The sequence below is a fragment of the Arthrobacter sp. KUASC02 genome (assembly GCF_059739395.1).
Window position 1 is genome coordinate 344,948 of sequence record NZ_AP046053.1, and the last position, 19,397, is coordinate 364,344.

The window sequence follows — 19,397 nt, forward strand, 5'->3', positions numbered from 1 at the left end:
CCGGTGTTACAGAAAGGCCCGGCTGGTACCGATGTGACAACAGCGGCCCGCACGTCGTCTAATTGGTGCATGACTGATGAGCCGGACGTACGCCGTGCCCTGGTCATTGAGGACGATGACGATATCCGCGGCCTGCTGGTCCACATCCTGACCAAGCAGGGTTTCCTGGTGTCCGCCGTTTCATCCGGACGTGCCGGCGTCGAGCTGATGCAGCGCGACGGCGCCGAACTGGTGACGCTGGACCTGAACCTGCCGGATATCGACGGCGTTGAGGTCTGCCGCCAGCTGCGCCGGTTCTCCGACGCCTACATCCTGATGATCACCGCCCGCGGCGAGGAACTGGACCGCCTCACCGGGCTCGACACCGGCGCGGACGACTACCTCACCAAACCCTTCAGCCCCCGCGAACTCGGCTCGCGGATCACCGCCCTGTTCCGCAGGCCGCGCGCCAGTGCCGTCCACGAAGCGGCCGTGCAGGACGAACTGCGCCGCGCCGTCGAAGTCCAGCGCAGCCTGCTCCCGGCAGAGGGCCTGTCCCTCGACGGATTCGACATCGCCGGTTCGTTCCGGCCTTCCCGCAACGTCGGCGGCGACTTCTTCGACTGGTACCCGAACGACGGCGGGCTGCAGCTGACCCTCGCCGACGCCATGGGCAAGGGCATGGGTGCGGCGCTGATCGCCGCCACCGTCCGCGCCGTCATGCGTTCGGTGGCCCACCGGAGGCCGCTGAGTGAAGCCTTCAGCTCGGCCGGCCGGATCCTGGAAGCAGACCTCGAACAGTCCGCCTCCTTCGTCACCCTCTTCCACGCCCGGCTCGACGCCGCCACCGGAATCCTTCAATACCTGGACGCCGGCCACGGCCTGGCCCTGCACATCAAGGCGGACGGCAGCAGCTCCCGGCTGCTCACCGGCGGACCTCCCGTGGGAGCCTGGCCGGACCAGGAATGGGACGCGCACCAGGTTTCGCTGGAGCCCGGCGATTGCCTGGCCGTAGTCAGCGACGGCCTGCTGGATGTCTATCCCGACGTCGACGTGCTGACTGCCGTGGTGTCCGGCACCGTCTCCGGCAGTGCCAGTGCCCAGGCCGCCTGCGACGCCGTCCTTGACGTGGCCTCGGGCCGCGAGGTGTCCGACGACGCCACAGTGGTTGTGCTGAAGCGGGCGCGGGCGTAGGCTCCGCCGCTTCCCGCGGATCCGAGCCCGCCCGGCCGCCGCAAACCGGGGCACGCGCACACGTTACATTCCCGCAATGACAGGGATATTCTGGTGTAACGACGGCATCGGAAACTGGGGGTATGTCCCTCGCCGGACTTTTCTCACGCATTATTGGGGATTATCCGAAGGACGTCGCCTGTGCCTACTCCGCTCAACCAGTCCGTGGCCGATTCTGCCCTCCTGACCCGTTCCCTGCCGCTGGGCCTGCTCCGGGCTTTTGTGCAGTCGGACGCCGCAGACGACGGCCTCACGCCGCACCTGCTCGCCGAACTGAAAATCCTGGCCCGCACTCCCGGGCTGCTGGTCGCCTGCAACTACGGCGGAACGCTCTGCGACGCGGAGGGGATCTCCACCGAAACCCTGCCGCTGGGCAGTGCTGCGATTGCGCTGCGTGCGCTCGCTGCCTTGCCCAACACCCACGCGGCCGTCATTTCCGGCCGGTCGCTGCGGGACCTGGCAGCCGTTTCCAGGCTCCCGGCCGAGGTGCACCTGGTGGGCTCCCACGGCGCGGAATTCGACATGGGCTTCGCGCACGGCCTGTCGCTGGCCACCGAATCCGTCCTGCAGCAGGCAAGCCAGGCCCTGGTGGAAACGATCGGCGCCTACAAGGGGATCAGCATCGAACGGAAGCCCGTGGCGGTGTCCGTGCACACCCGGCCGGCCTCGGCCGCGATCGTGGCGAAGGTGCTGGAGAAGGCCGAGGCAGTTGCCCGTGCCCACGGCCTGTTCTACATCGTGGATGGCTCCGTGCTGGACCTCTCCGTGGTGGAACCGTCCAAGGCCGACGCGCTGGAACACCTCCGCGCCCGCCTGGGCGTGAGCGCCGCGCTCTACGCCGGCGACGCCTCCAGCGACGAGCTGGCCATGGCCACCCTCCGCGGCCCCGACATGGGCATCAAGGTGGGGGAGGGCCCCACTGCAGCCGCCCACCGCCTCCGGGATCCCGAATCCTTCGCCCGGGTCCTGGCCATCCTCTTCGAACTGCGGCGCGCGTGGCTCTTCGGCGAGGACGCCGTCGGCCTGGAACGCCACTCCATGATCGGGAACGGCTCCTCCACGGCCCTGATCACGCCGGAAGCCAAGGTCTGCTGGATGAGCCACCCGCTGCCGGACTCCGGGTCCCTGTTCGCGCACATCCTGGGCGGAGACGCCGCCGGCCATTTTTCCGTGGAACCGGTCAAGACGTCCCAGGTGCTCGGCCAGCGCTACGTTGACAGCACCATGATCGTGGAAACCCGCTGGGCAGACGTCACCGTCACCGACTACCTTGAACCGGCCCCGGACGGGATCACCAGCCTGGTCCGGGTGCTCTCCGGGAGCGGCGCCGCACGGATCGTCTTCGCGCCCAGGCCGGACTACGCCAACGCGCCGTTCAGCATGGAGGCCCGGGGCGATCAGCTGCACGTCGTGGGCACGTCCGATCCCATCATCCTGCTGGCTCCCGGCGTCAGCTTTTCCATCACTTCGGACGGCCGCCATGCAACGGCCACCGCTGATGTGAACCTGCGGAACGGGCCCGTGGTGCTCAACCTGCGCTGCGGTGACACCGAGCCCAGCCACGCGGGGGTGGGCGGCGAAACGGAACGCCGTGCCGCCGTCGCCCATCACTCCCGGCGGTGGGTCCAGGACCTGGAGCTGCCGGGCGTCAAGCCGTCGCTGGTGCGCCGTTCGGCGCTGGTGCTCCGGGCGCTGGTGCATGAACCCACCGGCGCCGTGCTGGCCGCCCCCACCACCTCGCTGCCGGAAGGCATCGGCGGCACCCGGAACTGGGATTACCGCTACTGCTGGCTGCGGGACGGCTCCATGACCGTGAACGCGCTGGTGGACCTCGGCTCCACCACCGAAGCGTACGGCTTCCTGCGCTGGCTGGGCCGGATCCTGGAGAACGCGCCCGGGCCGGAATGGCTGCACCCGCTGTACTCCGTCACGGGTGCGCCGCTGTCCACAGAGGCCATCATCGAAAGCCTGCCAGGCTATGCCGGATCACGCCCTGTCAGGATCGGCAACGCAGCGGACCATCAGGTGCAGCTGGACGTCTTCGGGCCCATCGCGGAACTCATCAGCGCGGTGAGCGACCGCGAGGGGGCCCTGGAGGATTCGCACTGGGAGCTCATGGTCCAGATGGCCTCCGCCGTCATGGCACGCTGGCATGAAGCAGACCACGGGATCTGGGAGGCACGCCGTGCACCCCGGCACCACGTGTACACCAAGGTGATGTGCTGGGTGACCCTGGACCGGGCACTCCGCACCGCTGCCCGGCACGGCAGGACGCCGGAACCCGGGTGGGCGCCAACCGCCGCCACCATCCGCGAGGAAGTCCTCCGTGAAGGCTGGGATGAGGGGGCGGCGTCCTACACCGTGGCCTACGACAGCCCGGACCTGGATGCGGCCGTGCTGCACATCGGCCTCTCCGGCCTGCTGGATGTGAACGACCAGCGGTTCCTGGACACCGTCACTGCAGTTGAACGCGAGCTTCGCGTGGGGCCCACCGTTTTCCGGTACAGGTACGACGACGGCCTGCCGGGTTTGGAGGGCGGGTTCCACATCTGCACCACGTGGCTGATCGAGGCGTACGTGGCGGTGGGCCGGATCGAGGAGGCCTGGGACCTGTTCGACCAGCTGGTGAACCTGTTCGGTCCCACCGGCCTGCTGCCCGAAGAGTACGATCCCGGCACGGAGACGCACCTGGGCAACCATCCGCAGGCGTACTCGCACCTGGGCTTCATCCGCTGCGCCCGGATCCTGGACCAGCACCAGAAGAGCTAGGTCAGGAGCAGGGCCACGCCGATCATCGCCGGGACGGCGACCACCGTGGTGATCAGCACGGTGTCCTTGGCCACGGTGATGCCCGTCCGGTACCGGCTGGCCGCGACGAACACGTTCTGGGCGGTGGGGAGTGCAGACGTCACCACCACGGCGAACAGGGCCTGCCCTTCCATCCCGAGCATGCGGGCGAAGGCATAGGCGATGGCCGGGTGGACCACGAGTTTGAATACGCTGGCGAGGAGCGTGTCGGCGCGGCGGCCGGCTGCTGCCTGCAGGGGCCGGGATCCGTTCAGGCTCATGCCGAAGGCGATCAGCATGGCCGGGATGGCTGCCCCGCCGATCAGGTGGATGGGCTGCATCACCAGCTCCGGCACCTGCCAGCCCGTTCCCGCCACCACCAGGCCCAGCGCGGAACCCACGATCATGGGGTTCTTGAGGATCATGAGTGCGAAGCCGGCGGGCGTGGTCCGGTGCGAGCTCGTGGCGGCATCCAGGGCCATCAGGAAGAGCGGCGTGAAGAAGGCCAGCTGGAAGATCAGCAGCGGCGCCACGTAGCTGGCGTCACCGAGGACGTATACCGCGATGGGAATACCCAGGTTGGCCGAGTTCGCCAGTGACGCGCTCATGGACGACATCAGCGATTCCGGGACCGTCCGTTTCAGCAGGAACCGGACGATCACAAAGAAGATTGCCGCCGTAACCATCGCGCCGACGGCCGTGACCAGCAGGGGAGCGGCAAAGACATCGTGGAGCTTGGCCTTGCTGAGGGTCTCGAACAGGAGCGCCGGGCTGGCCACAAAAAACGTCAGCGCGCTGAGGACGGAACGGGCGTTCTCCCCGAGTATCTTCCGGCGGCCCACGAACATGCCCACCAGGATGATGGCCCAGACCACGAAGAACCCCGCGAGAACCCCTAGCACCCGGAGGCCCCAAACGGTGGCCGTGGCCGTGGCCGTGGCCGTGGCCGTGTCCGTGACCGTGGCCGCGTCCGTGGCAGGACGGACGGGCGGGGGTTGGAGTTCACCTCCCCAGCCTAATCAGATTTATTCAGGCTGGAGCCGCGGTGTGGGCAGGATCTCGGTATCCGGACGGGGGTGGTCCGGGCCGAAATTCAGTTCAGGGCCGAGTTGTTTAGTTCAAGGCGGAGTTGTTCATTGCGTACGGCGGCCGCATCAGGCCGCGCGTGTGCCCTTCGGCGGGGTCGTTGCCGATCTGGACAATCTTGTTGTCCTTGTCCACGTGGACCACCTTCGGCGTGTACGCCTTGGCTTCCTCGGTGGTCATCTCGGCGTAGGTGATGAGGATGACGATGTCATTTTCGTGCATCAGGTGCGCAGCCGCGCCGTTGATGCCGATAACGCCGGAACCGCGCTCGCCGGCGATGGTGTAGGTCTCCAGCCGGGCACCGTTGGTGACGTCAACGATCGCCACGAGCTCGCCCGGGAGGATGTCCGCGGCCTCCAGCAGGTCCAGGTCAACGGTGACCGACCCCACGTAGTGAAGGTCGGCATGCGTGACAGTGGCCCGGTGGATTTTGGACTTAAACATTGTGCGATTCATAACGTGCCCAGTCTAACGCCCGGCGCACTTCCGCGCTGTGACGTAGGGAACTTCCCGCCGGGGGCTGCGCGGCGACGCGCTTTCCGGGGATCACGCGGATTTGGCCTCCGGCGGGAGCGGTCCGGCGGGCGCAATCGAGTCGGCCGTGACGGCAAGTACCTCGCGGGCGGCCAGAATGGCGGGCCGCTTGGCGCTGGACCGCCGCACGGACGTGAAGACGGTCCGGTGCGGGTTCCCCGGCAGCAGCAGTAACTGGGCCGACGTCTCCCGTCCGGTCCAGACAAGGTCGGGCATCAGTCCGACGGCGTTGCCGGATTCGATCAGCCGGATCTGCGCCTGCAGGTCGGCCGTTTCATACCGGACGTCGGGCTCGAAGCCGGCGCTGCGGCAGGCCTGCTCGGCCCAGTGCCGGGAGGCCGCGCCCCGCGGCTCCATCACCCAGGCCAGATCGGCCGTGTCTTCGAGTGAGCGTATCGGCGGCAGGTCTTTCTCCGGTCCGGGGACGGCCAGCCGGATGGCGTCGCCGGTCAGGCGGACACGGTCCAGCTCCGCATAGCGGGGGGCGGCGTGGCCGGGGTATTGCTCGGCGATGACCAGGTCGAAGTCGCGGGCCCAGGTTTCGTGCAGGGCGGTTTCCGGCTCCCGCTGGACCATCTCAATCCTCACTTCGGGATAGCTGGCTGCCATCCGGGTGAGGGTGCCCGGCATCAGCGCGAGGGCGGCGGACTGGAAAACGGCGATCCGCACCGTGCCCGAAACGGTGGTGAGGCTTGCCGCCAGATCGGCCTCGGCCTGCTCCAGCGTTTCGAGCAGGTGGGCCGTGTGCTCCACCAGGACTTCGGCTTGCGGGGTCAGCTGGACCCGGCGGCCGGTTTTGCGCAGCAGCTGCACGCCTGCCTCCTTCTCCAGCAGCGCCAGTTGCTGGGAGACCGAAGACGGACTGTACTGGAGTGCCTCCGCCACTTCGGCGAGCGTTCCCCGGATTTTGAGTTCACGGAGCAGCCTCAACCGCCGGACGTCGAGCATGACTGTTCCTTCGCTAAATCTAATGAATATTAATTAGGAGAATTCACTTTATCTAATGCAATGAGGCTTGCATACTAATCAGACTGAGTTATTCCCATCACAGGGCGGATTGATGGGTCCATATCTATGCAGGAGTCCCTGATGAGCACAAAAGATTTAGCCCAGTCGATCATGCGGCGCAAGCCGATTGACGACATTGAGGAAGAAAACAAACACAGCGGGTTGATGAAAAGCCTGGGCCTGTGGCAACTGACGGCCATCGGCGTAGGCGGCATTATCGGCGTCGGCATCTTTTCCCTCGCGGGCCTCGTGGCCCACGGCAGCGAAACCGAACCCGGCGTGGGCCCGGCGGTGCTGTTCTCCTTCCTGATTGCTGGCCTTGCGTCTGCGGCCGCCGCACTGTCCTACGCGGAATTTGCCGGCATGATTCCCCGCGCCGGCTCGGCCTACACTTACGGCTACGTGGCCCTCGGTGAAGTGATCGGCTGGTTCATTGGCTGGGACCTGCTCCTTGAATACATTGCGATTGTCGCCGTTGTGGCCATTGGTATTTCGGGTTACTTTGACGCTTTCCTCTCCGGTATCGGCATTCATATGCCCATCTGGATGACATCCACCCCGGATGAGGGCAAGGGCGGCATCGTCAATATCCCGGCCATCGTCGTCTGCCTCATCGTGACCTGGATCCTGTCCCGCGGCACCCGGGCGTTCGGCCGGTTCGAACTGGTGGCGGTGGCCATCAAGGTTGTGCTGATCCTGTTCATCATCGGCATGGGTATCTTCTACATCGACACCAACAACTACAACCCGTTCATGCCCAGCGGCTTCGGCCCGGTCCTGGCCGGTTCGGCCACCGTGTTCTTCGCCGTGTTCGGCTATGACGCCATGAGTACCGCGGCGGAAGAAGCGACCGACGGCAAGAAGCACATGCCGAAGGCGATCATCCTCTCGCTCATCATCGCCATGCTGCTCTACGTGGCCGCCACCCTGGTTCTTACGGGGATGCAGAACTTCAAGGACATCGACCCGAAGGCCGGGTTCGCCTCGGCATTCACCGGCGTCGGCCTGCCCGTCATTGCCACCATCATTTCCGTCTTCGCGGTGCTGTCTATCCTCACCGTGATGCTGACGTTCCTGCTGGGCGTCACCCGCGTCTGGTTCTCCATGAGCCGCGACGGCCTGCTCCCGGGCTGGTTCGCCAAGACGGACCATCACGGCACCCCGCAGCGCGTCACCTGGATTGCCGGCGTCGCTTCCGCCCTGCTGGCCGGCGTCTTCCCGATCAAGGCCGTCGCCGACCTGACGAACATCGGCATCCTCGCCGCGTTCGTGGTGGTCTGTTGCTCGGTCATTGTTTTCCGCTACAAGAAGCCGGACGCTCCGCGCGCCTTCCGGCTGCCCTTGATGCCGCTGGTTCCCGCGTTCGGCGTGCTGGCCTCGGCCTTCCTGATGTTCCAGCTCCACTGGGAAACCTGGGCCCGCTTCGGCATCTGGCTCGTCATCGGACTCGCGATCTACTTCGGCTACGGCCGCAAGCATTCGCTCATGAATCCGGACAGCCCCAGGCACGAAGAGGCCGTCGAGATGCACCGCCCCCTGGCGTAGCCACCCGACGCTCTCTCACTTCCTGCCGCAAATATCCGGACGCTCTCTCAGATCCGGGGCCATATCGACGAACCCTCTCTCACCCCGGTGGGAGGGGGTTCGTCGTGTCCGGGCGGAAGTGAGGGAGGGTAGGCCGGAAGGGCCCGGGAAGTGAGGGAGGGTTGGCCGGAAGGGCCCGGGAAGTGGGAGAGGGTTTGGGCTGGTTTCCGAACGTTCGGGCGGGTTTTAAAACCATTGGCTTTTCTAACCTGTATTGCTCAGAAAACGTCGCTTTATCTTAAGTGAACCGAGGCTCATACTGGTGGAAAGACGGTCCTCACCCACGGAAAGAACGAGTGTTAGCCATGACCAATATTTCAACGGAGCCCGGTGTCCTCACCGGAAAGACGGCTGGCGAACCAGCCGTTGCAGGCGGTTCCCACGTCCCCGAAGCGCAGGCCCTGGCCGGGGAAGCGATCGCACTGGTACGCCACTGGTTGACGGAGGCCGCCAAGGTCCCCGTGGACGCCTCCGCTGAACAGCTCGCCGGCGTCCTGAAGGACCCCAACGGGCTCGACTTCACCGTGGGCTTCGTGGACGGCGTGGTCCGCCCCGAAGACCTCCACGTGGCCGCCCGCAACCTGGCAGCCCTGGCCCCGAAGGTTCCCTCCTTCCTGCCCTGGTACATGCGCCGCGCCGTCCAGCTCGGCGGCACCATGGCCCCGGTCCTGCCGCAGGTGGTCATCCCGATCGCCCGCCGCGTGCTCCGCGAAATGGTGGGCCACCTGATCGTGGATGCCACGGACGCGAAGCTGGGTCCGGCCATCGCCAAGATCCGCAAGGACGGCGTCAAGCTCAACGTCAACCTCCTCGGCGAAGCAGTCCTCGGTGAGCACGAGGCCTCACGCCGGCTCGAGGGAACCCACACCCTGCTGGCACGCCCGGACGTCGACTACGTTTCGATCAAGGTCTCCTCCACCGTTGCCCCGCACTCAGCCTGGGCCTTCGACGAAGCGGTCGAGCACGTCGTCGAAAAGCTCACTCCGCTGTTCACCCGCGCCGCCTCGTTCGCCGCCGGAGGGCAGAAGGCCAAGTTCATCAACCTGGACATGGAGGAATACAAGGACCTGGACATGACCATCGCGGTCTTCACCAGGATCCTGGACAAGCCCGAGTTCAAGAACCTCGAGGCCGGCATCGTGCTCCAGGCCTACCTGCCGGACGCCCTCGCCGCCATGATCCGCCTGCAGGACTGGGCTGCTGAACGCCGTGCCAACGGCGGCGCCGCCATCAAGGTCCGCGTGGTCAAGGGCGCCAACCTGCCCATGGAACAGGTCGAATCCTCGCTGCACGACTGGCCGCTCGCCACCTGGAACACCAAGCAGGATTCGGACACCAACTACAAGCGCGTCATCAACTACTCGCTGCACCCGGACCGGATCAGGAACATCCGGATCGGCGTCGCCGGCCACAACCTCTTCGACATTGCCTTCGCCTGGCTGCTGGCCAAGCAGCGCGGCATCGCGGATACCGCAGAGCAGGGCATCGAGTTCGAGATGCTGCTGGGCATGGCGCAGGGCCAGGCGGAAGCCGTCAAGAAGGACGTCGGTTCCCTCCTGCTCTACACCCCCGTGGTGCACCCGGCCGAGTTCGACGTCGCCATCGCGTACCTGATCCGCCGCCTCGAAGAAGGTGCCAGCCAGGACAACTTCATGTCCGCCGTCTTCGAACTCAGCGAAAACGAAGCCCTCTTTGAGCGTGAGAAGCAGCGCTTCCTCGCCTCTCTGGCAGAGCTCGACGACGAAGTCCCCGGCCCCAACCGCCGGCAGAACCGCAGCCTCCCGGCCGATCCGATGCCGCGCGACTCCTTCGAGAACACCCCGGACACGGACCCCTCGCTGCCCGCCAACCGCGACTGGGGCCGCGCCATCCTGGAACGCGTGCCCTACTCCACCCTGGGCAACGCCTCCGTGGAAGCCGCGACCATCACGGATGCTGAAACGCTCAACACCGTGATCGCCACCGCCGTCGAAAAGGGCAAGGCCTGGGGCGCCCTCAGCGGCGCCGAGCGCGCCGAAGTACTGCACCGTGCCGGCGACATCCTGGAGGCCCGCCGCGCTGACCTGCTTGAGGTCATGGCCAGCGAAACGGGCAAGACCATTGACCAGGGTGATCCCGAGGTCAGCGAAGCCGTTGACTTCGCCCACTACTACGCCGAGTCCGCCCGCAAGCTCGACGACGTCGACGGCGCCACGTTCGTGCCCGCGAAGCTCACCGTGGTGACCCCGCCGTGGAACTTCCCGGTGGCCATCCCGGCCGGCTCCACCCTCGCGGCACTCGCCGCCGGCTCCGCCGTCGTGATCAAGCCTGCCAAGCAGGCCCGCCGCAGCGGTGCCGTGATGATCGAAGCGCTCTGGGAGGCCGGCGTTCCCCGCGACGTCCTCACCATGGTGCAGCTGGGCGAGCGTGAGCTCGGCCAGCAGCTGATCTCGCACCCGGCCGTGGACCGGGTGATCCTGACCGGCGGCTACGAAACCGCCGAACTGTTCCGTTCATTCCGCAAGGACCTGCCGCTCCTGGCCGAAACCAGCGGCAAGAACGCCATCATCGTCACGCCCAGTGCGGACCTTGACCTCGCCGCCAAGGACGTTGCGTACTCCGCCTTCGGCCACGCCGGGCAGAAGTGCTCCGCCGCCTCGCTGGTGATCCTGGTGGGCTCCGTTGCCAAATCAGGGCGTTTCCACAACCAGCTGATCGACGCCGTCACCTCCCTCAAGGTGGGCTACCCCGAGGACCCCACCAGCCAGATGGGCCCGATCATCGAGCCCGCCAACGGCAAGCTCCTGAACGCGCTCACCACCCTGGGTGAAGGCGAAAACTGGGCCGTCGAACCGCGCAAGCTCGACGAGACCGGCCGGCTCTGGAGCCCGGGCGTCCGTTACGGCGTGCGCCGCGGATCCTACTTCCACCTCACCGAGTTCTTCGGCCCGGTGCTCGGCGTCATGACGGCCGACACCCTGGAAGACGCCATCGCCATCCAGAACCAGGTGGAGTACGGCCTGACCGCCGGGCTGCACTCGCTGAACACCGAGGAAGTGGGGCTGTGGCTGGACACCATCCAGGCGGGCAACCTCTACGTGAACCGCGGCATCACCGGCGCGATCGTGCAGCGCCAGCCGTTCGGCGGCTGGAAGAAGTCCGCCGTCGGCGCCGGCACCAAAGCAGGCGGACCGAACTACCTCGCCGGACTCGGAGACTGGGTCAGCAAGGCCAGCACGGCCGGCGGCGCCGATAGGAACCCCAAGGCGGCCGTGACCAACCCCGGCGTTCGCCGCCTGGTTGGTGCCGCAAAGGCCGCACTGGACGCTCCCGCCTTTGAATCCCTGGAGCGGGCACTGGCCTCCGATGCCCTCGCCTGGGCCGACGAGTTCGGCACGGCCAAGGATGTTTCCGGGCTGAGCGCGGAACGGAACATCTTCCGTTACCGTTCCCTGCCGGTGACGGTGCGCCTTTCCGAGGGCGAACCGGTCGCAGACCTGGTCAGGGCAGTAGCCGCCGGCGTCCTGGCCGGTTCGGCACTGACGGTGTCCACCGCCGTCGAACTTCCCGCCCCGCTGCAGGCCGCGCTCGCCGCGCTGCGCATCACGGCCACGGTGGAGGACGACGCCGCCTGGCTGGCCTCCGCTGCGAGGCTCGCCGACGCCGGGAAGCTTTCCGGCGGTCGGATCCGGCTCCTCGGCGGCGGCGCCGCTGCTCTGGCCGAAGCCACCGGCGGACGCCCGGACCTGGCCGTCTACTCCCACCCGGTCACCGAGGCAGGCCGCGTGGAGCTGCTGCCGTTCCTGCACGAGCAGGCCGTCAGCATCACCGCGCACCGTTTCGGGACACCCAACCACCTCTCGGACAACCTGATCTAACGGGCTCCGGATGGGCCCCGCCTCGGCGGGGGCCATCCGGACGAGGTTCAGGCATAGAAATCGCCGCCGTCAGGCACCCTCCGGTGCCTGACGGCGGCGATTCCTATTTGGCGCGACTTTCTGGCGTGCCCGGCTTGACGCCCGGGAATCCGGCTAGCCCAAATACCAGCCGGGCGGCACCCACGAGGCCGGGACCGAGTGCGCCGAAAAATCTTCGCATCCGGTGCAGAAGTAGGTGACCTCTCCCGGCTTCCGGAGGGTGCCGTCATGCCGGAACTTTGCCGGGACAAACGTCTCCAGGTAGATGAACTCATCCGTTCCGCACCGCTCGCAGTAGGGACTGCCTACAAACTCAGTGTCCACCAGGGTGGCAGCGGGGTGCGGTTCGCGCGGAGTGACCAGCTCAGCGTGTGCGCTTGCTTCATGATGCACCGGCGTGTTGCGGTGCGTACCGACGGTCATCGGGCGTAGCGTGTTGAGGGAGTGGACTGGATTTGAGACTTTAAGATGCGGGTGGTTCGTGGTTGGCGTCATCGCGTGCCTATCCCGAACGTTGTCCGTCAGGCGCCCCCAAGGCAGCGGCGGCGGACACGGTTCGTCATCGAATCGTTGTCATCGGCTTCTGCTTAACCTTTAACAGAATTCAAGCATAATTTACGCACGTAATATCTTCAATCACTTACGTGTAATAACTACCCGTGCGGGGACGAATACCTACTCGTTTAACCAATTCCCGGGCACTTACTGGTTAAACCCGGGGCGGGGACCATTAGGCGGATCGCTTAATGGTGCGCCCCACAATCGCCTGGGTGAGGGCCTCGATCACTTCGGAGTTGGCCAGCGGGTTGCGGATAAGGGTGAAATCCACATCCCCCACGGGCGGCAGGTCGAAGCGGCGGGTGATGATCTTGAGGTCTTCCGGAACCAGCGAGGACGGCATCACGGCGACGCCGATCCCCGCCCGGACGGCGGCCAGGACTCCACTGATCTGCCGGGTGGTGCAGGTGATGCGCCACGTGCGCCCCCGGGATTCGAGGGCGTCAATGGCAAGCTTCCTGCTGAGGCTGGGCGAAGGGTATGCGATCAAAGGAACCGGATCGCCGGGTTCCAGGGCGGTCTGCTCCAGGCCCACCCACGCGAACGCATCGTGCTGGACCACCGTGCCGTCCTTGGCTCCGGCAACCCACTTCACGAACACCAGGTCCAGTTGACCGGCATTCAGCTTCTTGTACAGCTGGTCGCTCTGGCCCACTGTCAGTTCAAGGTTGATCTGGGGGTAGATCTGGCGGAACTCCCGGAGGATGCGCGGCAGTCCGGTGATCGCCAGATCGTCCGCGGTCCCGAAGCGCAGCCGGCCGCGCATGGCGGACCCGGAAAAGTAGCGTGAAGCTGCATCGTGGGCCGAAAGGATGGTCCGCGCGAAGCCGGCCATGGCATCGCCGTTGTCCGTCAGCCGCACGTCCCGGGTGTCCCGGGCAATCAGGACCCGCTTCGCCGCAGCTTCCAGTTTCCGCACATGCTGGCTGACCGTGGGCTGGGCCAACCCCAGGCGTTCGGCCGCCTTGGTGAAGCTGAGGGTTTCGGCCACCGCCAAAAAGGAACGGAGCTGGGCGGGTTCGAACACGGCACTCCCGGTTGGCTGGCGTCGACATTATTGCGGTTCGCAATGTTAGTTATAGGAACAATACGCTTCCATAATCACTTGTTGCCACCATAGCGTGGACATATCCCGCTCACCCGCACCTTTTGAGGATTCCCTGTGGCACCCCCTCCGCCGTCCACGGCAACCGTCAGCCAGCCCGTCATCGATTCCGCCGCCTCCGCCGATTCCCCGCCCATGCAGCCACAGCAGCTGCAGCCACCGCAGCCGCATACCGCCACCCAGCCGGTCGCCGTCGTGAGTGAACGGCTGCCCTGGCGCCACACTTTCATTTCCCTCCGCGTCCCCAACTTCCGCATCTTCGCGATCGGACACTTCGTTGCGGTGATCGCCCTGTGGATGCAGCGGATCGCGCAGGACTGGCTGGTCCTGCAGCTGTCCGGGTCCGTCACCGCCGTCGGCATCACCGTGGCGCTGCAGTTCATGCCGTCGCTGGTCCTGGGCCCGTGGGGCGGGATGATGGCGGACAGGTTCGCGAAACGGAAGATCCTCATCCTCTGCCAGTCCGTCGCCGCGGTGCTTGCTGCTGCCCTGGCCGCCCTGGCCCTGAGCCAGCGCATCGAAGTGTGGCATGTCTACGCAATCGCGCTGCTGCTGGGGCTGGTTACGGTCCTGGACCAGCCAGCCCGGCAGGTGTTTGTTAACGAGCTCGTGGGTCCCACGTACCTGCGCAACGCCATCAGCGTGAACTCCACAACGTTCCAGCTGGGCGGGCTGATCGGGCCGGCGCTGGCAGGCCTCCTCCTGACGGCGGTCGGCGCAGGGTGGGCCTTCGCCGCCAACGCCGTGGCCTGCTGTTCCACGGTGGCCATGCTGCTGCTTCTGCGCAAGGACCAGCTCTTCATCAATGCACCCGCTCCCAAACGCAAGGGAATGCTCCGGGAGGGGCTGCGGTACGCGCTGAGCAAGCCCACCATCTACTGGCCCTGGCTGATGGCCGGGTTCATCGCTGTTTTCGCCATGAGCCTGCCGGTGCTGCTGGCCGCTTTCGCGGACCACGTGTACGACGTCGGCGCCGGAGGCTACGGCCTGCTGAACGCGCTGGTGGCGCTCGGTGCCCTCGCCGGGGCAATCGCCTCCACCCGCCGCCGGCAGCTGCGGCTGCGGTCGGTGGTGCTGGGCGCCGGGATGTACGGGCTGATGCTCTGCCTGGCTGCCCTGGCGCCGTCCATGGTGTGGTTCGGCGCCGCCATGGTGCTGTCCGGCTTCTGGTGCCTGATGTTCCTGACCGCCTCGAACCAGCTGGTGCAGATCAGCTCGAACATGGGGATCCGCGGACGCGTCATGAGCCTGTACATCATGGTGCTGATCGGCGGCCAGGCCATCGGCGGTCCCATGATCGGCTGGATTGCCGAGCACGTGGATCCGCACACCGCCATCCTGGTCTCCGGCGGGGTGCCGGCCCTGGCGGCGGTGACTGTCGCCGTCGTGCTTGCCCGGCGCGGCGAGCTGACCCTCAAAGTTGACCTCAAGGACCGGCGGCGCCTGCTCCGGGTGGTCAGCCGTACGCCCGCCGGCCGGAAAGGCGTCATCCGCCCAGAGGGGCGTGCGGGTACTCCGTCTGGCGCTGCTGGAACTGCAGCACGTCCTTGTTGAGGACCTCTCCGCCGCGGATTTCAATCGCACGGGCGATCGTCTCATTTCCGGCCCAGGCCTCGGGGCCGGAAATGACGGTCTCCAGGAAGGGGAGCAGCGCTTCGCTGATCTCCCAGCTGGAGGAGTTCCACAGATACGACGGGCTGTGGTCCACCGCGTAGTAGTCAATGTGGTCGCCCACGGTGAGCATGGGCTCGGCGAAGGTGGTGGTCTTCGCCCAGCTGAAGCCCATTCCCTCGTCGCAGGACACGTCCACGATCAGGCTGCCGGGACGGAACGCACCGAGGTCCTCTTCGCGCAGGTACGTCAGCGGAGCATTGGGATCCTGCAGGGTGCAGTTGACCACAATGTCGCTCTCGGCCAGGAACGGTGCCAGCGGCACCCTGCCGCGTTCGGTGATGACCTGGCTGAGGAACGGCGCCTTGTCGTCATGGTCGAACTGCGCAATCCGCACCGAATGGATGGGAGAGCCGACGGCGGCCACACCACGGTTGGTCAGCACCTGGACGTCATGGATGCCGTGGGCGTTCAGCGCCGTGACGGCGCCGCGGGCCGTGGCACCGAAACCGATGACGACGGCGGTGAGCCGCCGGCCGTAGTCGCCCGTTGAGCCGGTGAGGGCAAGGGCATGAATGACCGAGCAGTAGCCGGCCAGTTCGTTGTTCTTGTGGAAGACGTGAAGGCCGAAGCCGCCATCACTGGCCCAGTGGTTCATGGCCTCGAAGGCGATCAGGGTGAGCTTCTTGTCGATGGCCAGCTGGGTGACGGCGCGGTCCTGGACACAGTGCGGCCAGCCCCAGAGGATCTGGCCGTCGCGGAGTTCGGCGAGGTCCTCAGGCTGCGGCTTAGGCAGCAGGATCACGTCAGCGTCGGCAATGATCTCGCCGCGGGTGGCAATCCGCCCCACGAGCGAGGCGAGGTGGAGGTCCGAGACGCCGAACCGTTCTCCGTAGCCCTGTTCGAGGATGATCTGCTGCCGCAGTTCCGGTGCGATGCGGTCCAGGTGAAGGGGGTGGAGCGGGAGCCGGCGTTCGTCGGGCTTCCGTGTGCTGGCCAGGACTCCGAGGGTGAGGTGGTTCATGGAACCGGTCACTTCTTTTTGGGGCTCGCTGCCTTGGCGTTGGCTGGCTTGTCGAGGGAGCTGGGCGGCGCTGACGCGGCCCTCTTGTCAGCTCGCTTTTCCTTGATGGATTTGCCGGATTTAGCGGATGCTGCTTGACGCGGGGACTTGTCAGCCATGATTGCTCCTGTAGCGGAACCGAAGGGGTTCCTGACTTCTGACCATACAGGTAGCCGCCTAATGCCCCGGCGGAGGAGGGCCGGCGGAGTGGGCTGTGGAAGGAGTGGAGCGGCTGACGGGAATCGAACCCGCGTATCAAGCTTGGGAAGCTAGCGCTCTACCATTGAGCTACAGCCGCATGGGGGACCAGCCAGATGTCTCGGCCAGGTCCCGGTTGCGTCAACCGGATTTACTTTACCCCAGCCGTGGGCCGTCCCCGAACAGGGACACGTCCGGCGCGGGCGGCACCCTTTCGATAACGCTTCGGTCCTTTCGATAACTCTTCGGTTAAGGCACGGCCGCAGCTGCTCCGGGCGCACTCCAGGCTGAATATCCTGTTGGTGTTAGCTGCAGTATCAGGGGAACGGGCTACGCAAGAAAGCTGTCCGACAATCAAGGGATCCCCGTGGCATTTGCAGAGTACGAGGTCGTCGTGGAACGCGATGCCATGACCGTGTACCGGTTCCTGCAGGACGGGCTCAACCTTCCCTCCTGGCGTGAAGGGGTCCGGAAGGTTGAACTGCGGTCGGGTGCTGTGGGTGCCAAGGGCGCCGTGTACCAGCAGACCCTGACAGGACCTGCGGGCCGCCCCATTGCCGCCGATTTCCAGATCACCCAGCTCCGTCCGGGCGCCGAGATCCAGTTCCAGGTGGTTGCCGGTCCGGCCCGCCCGCACGGCGGCTATTACTTGAGCACCGAGGGAACACGCACCCGGGTCCGGTTTGCACTGGAAGTCCGGCCCAAGGGCCTGGCCGGACTGATGGACTTCATGATTCAACGGACCATGAAGGCAGAGGTCGCCCAGCTGGAGCGGCTCAAGGAAGTCCTGGAAGCCCGGCCGGCGGAGCCCTAACTGACACCCACGCCGAGGGGCTCCTGCGGGGTGCCAACTGCGCGGTGCCTACTGCGCGAGTCGCTGACCCGCCCAGGCGCCCGGGACGGACGACGGCGATGCAAGGGTTCCGGTGCTGAGGTCCCAGTACTGCACCACGTCGCCGGCCCGTCGAAGGGCCAATCCCGTCGAGTTCAGCCCCGTGACATCCCGCAGCGGCCGGATGGCTGTGACGTCCGACCATCCGCTAGCCACGATCGCCCGGGTTTCGGCGCGCGGTGCCGGCGCGCCGGAGCCGCGGTAGAGGCGGACGTTTCCGTCCGTCTGGCGGGCCAGCAGGTCCTGGAAACCGTCGGCGTCGTAATCCGCCATGGCGAGCCGGGTGGCTGACACACCGGACGCCATCAGCGTCCGCTCCACCAGATCCGCCTTCCCGCGGTTGGGGTACAGCCAGAGGTTCCCGGAGCCGTCCAATGCCACCAGTTGCGGGAGCCGGTTGTTGGCGCACCAGCCTCCCACGGCCAGGGTCATTCCGGCCCATCCCGACTGGCCCAGGGTCACGGCGGGGAGGAATCCGCCCGCAGCGGCCCCGGACTGCAGGGTGACCCGTCCGTCGGTCCATTGCACCAGGAGGTCGAAGACGCCGTCCCGCTCCCAGTCCGTGACAAAGAGCTCCTTGGCGCCGCCATATCCGGTGCCGATGACCTGCTGTGCGCCGAATTGCCGGTTCCCGAGTGACGGGCGGTTCAGGAGGTCGCCGGACGAGTTCACGGACACCAAATCACCGGGACCCTTGATGGCGGCTGCGGTCAGGTCCGCCGTCGGCGGCATGTGCCGCACCAGCGGATCGCACACGCTGGCGGGCTGTGCGGGCATTTCACTGCTGCCGCCGGGGCTGCTGGTGGTTCCCGCGGGGAGTGTGCCGTATCCGAAAAAGTCCACCACTCCCCACATGGTGTAACGGTTCGGCGTGGTCTGCCAGTTGCCGTCCGTGAACGTGATGCCGATGCCCATCACAGTGAACCGCGGGTCCTTCAGGATCGCGTTGTGTGCGGGTGAGCCCTTCCACCATTCCACCAGTTGCGCGGCATCGCGGTCCCAGCGGACCGCGATGACCTCCCCGGCGCCGTTGGTGGGGCTGAGCGCCCGCGGATCGGTCCAGAAGCTTGAACGGTGCTCGATCACTTCGCGTGAGGCGATGCTGTCGGACCACTCCTGCGCCATCGCGGCCACGGTGGCGTGGTACTTCACGGCGGGCAGGCCGAACGATGCCCGATAGCTGTTGATGGCGTTGAACACAGCGTTAATCTGCGCCGAGGCGTCGTCCCTGACGAGTGCCTCGGTGGTGAGGGATTCGGTGCGGAGGACCCCGGTGCCTGCCGCGGGTGCGGACGTGGGGGCCGGCGGAGCCTGGGCGAGGGCAGCCAGGTCCGACTCCGTGGCGGACAGCGGCGGAATGGACGCCGGCTCGGGCGGGGAATCCTCGGCTGCCGGGTAGGCCGGCTGGGCTTCGGTGGACAGCGTCCCGGCGGCGTCCGCAGTTCCTCCGGTGCCGGCCAACGCGGCAGCGGCTCCGTTTTGGTCCCCTGCTTTTTGGTTCCCTTGAGTGATGTTGGGGTCCACGGCGGGGGCGAGCCGCCGGGCCGGTGCGCTACCTGCGGCGTCGGTGCCGCCGTCGTACGCGAACGACGGCGGGCCGAGGGCGACGCTCGGTGTCTGTTGACCCGCCGTTTGACGGCCGGCCACGGAGGAGGAGAGGGGTTCCGGGCCTGAGGAAGATCCCCCCAGCTGGCCGGCGGCAGGCGGGATGAGAGCCAGAGCGCAGATCATGGCCGCCAGTGTCCGTGCCGAAATTTTCCTCAAGCCAACCCCAGATCCTTTGGTGCCGCCCGTTCAGGGGGAGGTGCACCGTCACAGCCGCAACATCAACCTCATTCTGTATCGACGATGACATTTCGTAAC

The 19,397-nt window shown here is 66.5% G+C and carries 14 protein-coding genes and 1 tRNA gene; 6 read left to right on the top strand and 9 right to left on the bottom strand.

From position 1 onward, the window contains the following. Positions 1-69: 69 nt before the first annotated feature. Both AC6JAC_RS01535 and AC6JAC_RS01540 read left to right on the top strand, forming a co-directional pair. Positions 70-1,173, top strand: a complete 1,104-nt coding sequence (locus AC6JAC_RS01535) for a PP2C family protein-serine/threonine phosphatase (RefSeq protein WP_497963173.1) — start codon at positions 70-72, stop codon at positions 1,171-1,173. Positions 1,174-1,353: 180 nt separating this feature from the next. After that, positions 1,354-3,981 (top strand): trehalase-like domain-containing protein, encoded by a 2,628-nt coding sequence (locus AC6JAC_RS01540; protein WP_028270982.1) that lies wholly within the window; start codon positions 1,354-1,356, stop codon positions 3,979-3,981. On the opposite strand, the gene AC6JAC_RS01545 is transcribed toward AC6JAC_RS01540, so the two are convergent. The 3 genes from AC6JAC_RS01545 to AC6JAC_RS01555 all read right to left on the bottom strand — a co-directional run bounded on the left by AC6JAC_RS01545 (position 3,978) and on the right by AC6JAC_RS01555 (position 6,567). Continuing rightward, entirely contained in the window at positions 3,978-4,901 is a 924-nt protein-coding gene (locus tag AC6JAC_RS01545) for an AEC family transporter (RefSeq protein ID WP_497963174.1), read from the bottom strand. The genes AC6JAC_RS01540 and AC6JAC_RS01545 overlap by 4 nt on opposite strands. Positions 4,902-5,112: 211 nt before the next feature. Then, on the bottom strand, positions 5,113-5,541 hold the full coding sequence (gene panD, locus AC6JAC_RS01550) for an aspartate 1-decarboxylase (RefSeq protein WP_497963176.1): 429 nt from the start codon (positions 5,539-5,541) through the stop codon (positions 5,113-5,115). A 90-nt stretch (positions 5,542-5,631) separates the two neighbouring features. Then, positions 5,632-6,567: a LysR substrate-binding domain-containing protein gene (locus AC6JAC_RS01555; RefSeq protein WP_497963178.1), complete on the bottom strand. Its 936-nt coding sequence runs from the start codon at positions 6,565-6,567 to the stop codon at positions 5,632-5,634. Positions 6,568-6,708: 141 nt separating this feature from the next. Here AC6JAC_RS01555 and AC6JAC_RS01560 point away from each other — a divergent pair, with 141 nt between their 5' ends. Next, entirely contained in the window at positions 6,709-8,172 is a 1,464-nt protein-coding gene (locus tag AC6JAC_RS01560; protein ID WP_497963179.1) for an amino acid permease, read from the top strand. A gap of 344 nt (positions 8,173-8,516) precedes the next feature. Next, positions 8,517-12,068: a bifunctional proline dehydrogenase/L-glutamate gamma-semialdehyde dehydrogenase gene (locus AC6JAC_RS01565; RefSeq protein ID WP_497963181.1), complete on the top strand. Its 3,552-nt coding sequence runs from the start codon at positions 8,517-8,519 to the stop codon at positions 12,066-12,068. Between the two features lie 153 nt (positions 12,069-12,221). Here AC6JAC_RS01565 and AC6JAC_RS01570 read toward each other — a convergent pair whose 3' ends face one another. Then, on the bottom strand, positions 12,222-12,530 hold the full coding sequence (locus AC6JAC_RS01570) for a hypothetical protein (protein WP_231511221.1): 309 nt from the start codon (positions 12,528-12,530) through the stop codon (positions 12,222-12,224). A gap of 307 nt (positions 12,531-12,837) precedes the next feature. Further along, complete coding sequence (locus tag AC6JAC_RS01575; RefSeq protein WP_028270975.1) at positions 12,838-13,692, bottom strand: LysR substrate-binding domain-containing protein; 855 nt, start codon at positions 13,690-13,692, stop codon at positions 12,838-12,840. 135 nt (positions 13,693-13,827) lie between these two features. On the opposite strand from AC6JAC_RS01575, the gene AC6JAC_RS01580 reads away from it, so the two are divergent. Then, positions 13,828-15,324, top strand: coding sequence for an MFS transporter (locus tag AC6JAC_RS01580; RefSeq protein WP_497963184.1), 1,497 nt, complete (start codon positions 13,828-13,830; stop codon positions 15,322-15,324). Here AC6JAC_RS01580 and AC6JAC_RS01585 read toward each other — a convergent pair. The 3 genes from AC6JAC_RS01585 to AC6JAC_RS01595 all read right to left on the bottom strand — a co-directional run bounded on the left by AC6JAC_RS01585 (position 15,257) and on the right by AC6JAC_RS01595 (position 16,742). Continuing rightward, positions 15,257-16,405: a N(5)-(carboxyethyl)ornithine synthase gene (locus AC6JAC_RS01585; RefSeq protein WP_497963186.1), complete on the bottom strand. Its 1,149-nt coding sequence runs from the start codon at positions 16,403-16,405 to the stop codon at positions 15,257-15,259. The two genes, AC6JAC_RS01580 and AC6JAC_RS01585, sit on opposite strands and share 68 nt — an antisense overlap. An 8-nt stretch (positions 16,406-16,413) precedes the next feature. After that, the gene (locus AC6JAC_RS01590) at positions 16,414-16,563 is read right to left on the bottom strand and encodes a hypothetical protein (RefSeq protein ID WP_197024936.1); all 150 of its coding nucleotides are present in this window, start codon (positions 16,561-16,563) and stop codon (positions 16,414-16,416) included. A gap of 105 nt (positions 16,564-16,668) precedes the next feature. Next, positions 16,669-16,742, bottom strand: a tRNA-Gly gene (locus tag AC6JAC_RS01595). A 267-nt stretch (positions 16,743-17,009) separates the two neighbouring features. On the opposite strand from AC6JAC_RS01595, the gene AC6JAC_RS01600 reads away from it, so the two are divergent. Further along, positions 17,010-17,456, top strand: coding sequence for an SRPBCC family protein (locus tag AC6JAC_RS01600; protein WP_028270972.1), 447 nt, complete (start codon positions 17,010-17,012; stop codon positions 17,454-17,456). 48 nt (positions 17,457-17,504) lie between these two features. Here the strand turns inward: AC6JAC_RS01600 and AC6JAC_RS01605 are convergent, their stop codons facing one another. Further along, positions 17,505-19,298 carry a CAP domain-containing protein gene (locus AC6JAC_RS01605; protein WP_497963189.1) on the bottom strand — a complete coding sequence of 598 codons (1,794 nt, stop codon included), beginning with the start codon at positions 19,296-19,298 and terminating at the stop codon, positions 17,505-17,507. Between the last annotated feature and the right edge of the window lie 99 nt (positions 19,299-19,397).

Coding starts and splice junctions, on each gene's coding strand:
- AC6JAC_RS01555 (WP_497963178.1), bottom strand. CDS start 6,567: ATGCTCGACGTCCGGCGGTTGAGGCTGCTCCGTGAACTCAAAATCCGG.
- AC6JAC_RS01565 (WP_497963181.1), top strand. CDS start 8,517: ATGACCAATATTTCAACGGAGCCCGGTGTCCTCACCGGAAAGACGGCT.
- AC6JAC_RS01570 (WP_231511221.1), bottom strand. CDS start 12,530: ATGACCGTCGGTACGCACCGCAACACGCCGGTGCATCATGAAGCAAGC.
- AC6JAC_RS01585 (WP_497963186.1), bottom strand. CDS start 16,405: ATGAACCACCTCACCCTCGGAGTCCTGGCCAGCACACGGAAGCCCGAC.
- AC6JAC_RS01590 (WP_197024936.1), bottom strand. CDS start 16,563: ATGGCTGACAAGTCCCCGCGTCAAGCAGCATCCGCTAAATCCGGCAAA.
- AC6JAC_RS01560 (WP_497963179.1), top strand. CDS start 6,709: ATGAGCACAAAAGATTTAGCCCAGTCGATCATGCGGCGCAAGCCGATT.
- panD (WP_497963176.1), bottom strand. CDS start 5,541: ATGAATCGCACAATGTTTAAGTCCAAAATCCACCGGGCCACTGTCACG.
- AC6JAC_RS01535 (WP_497963173.1), top strand. CDS start 70: ATGACTGATGAGCCGGACGTACGCCGTGCCCTGGTCATTGAGGACGAT.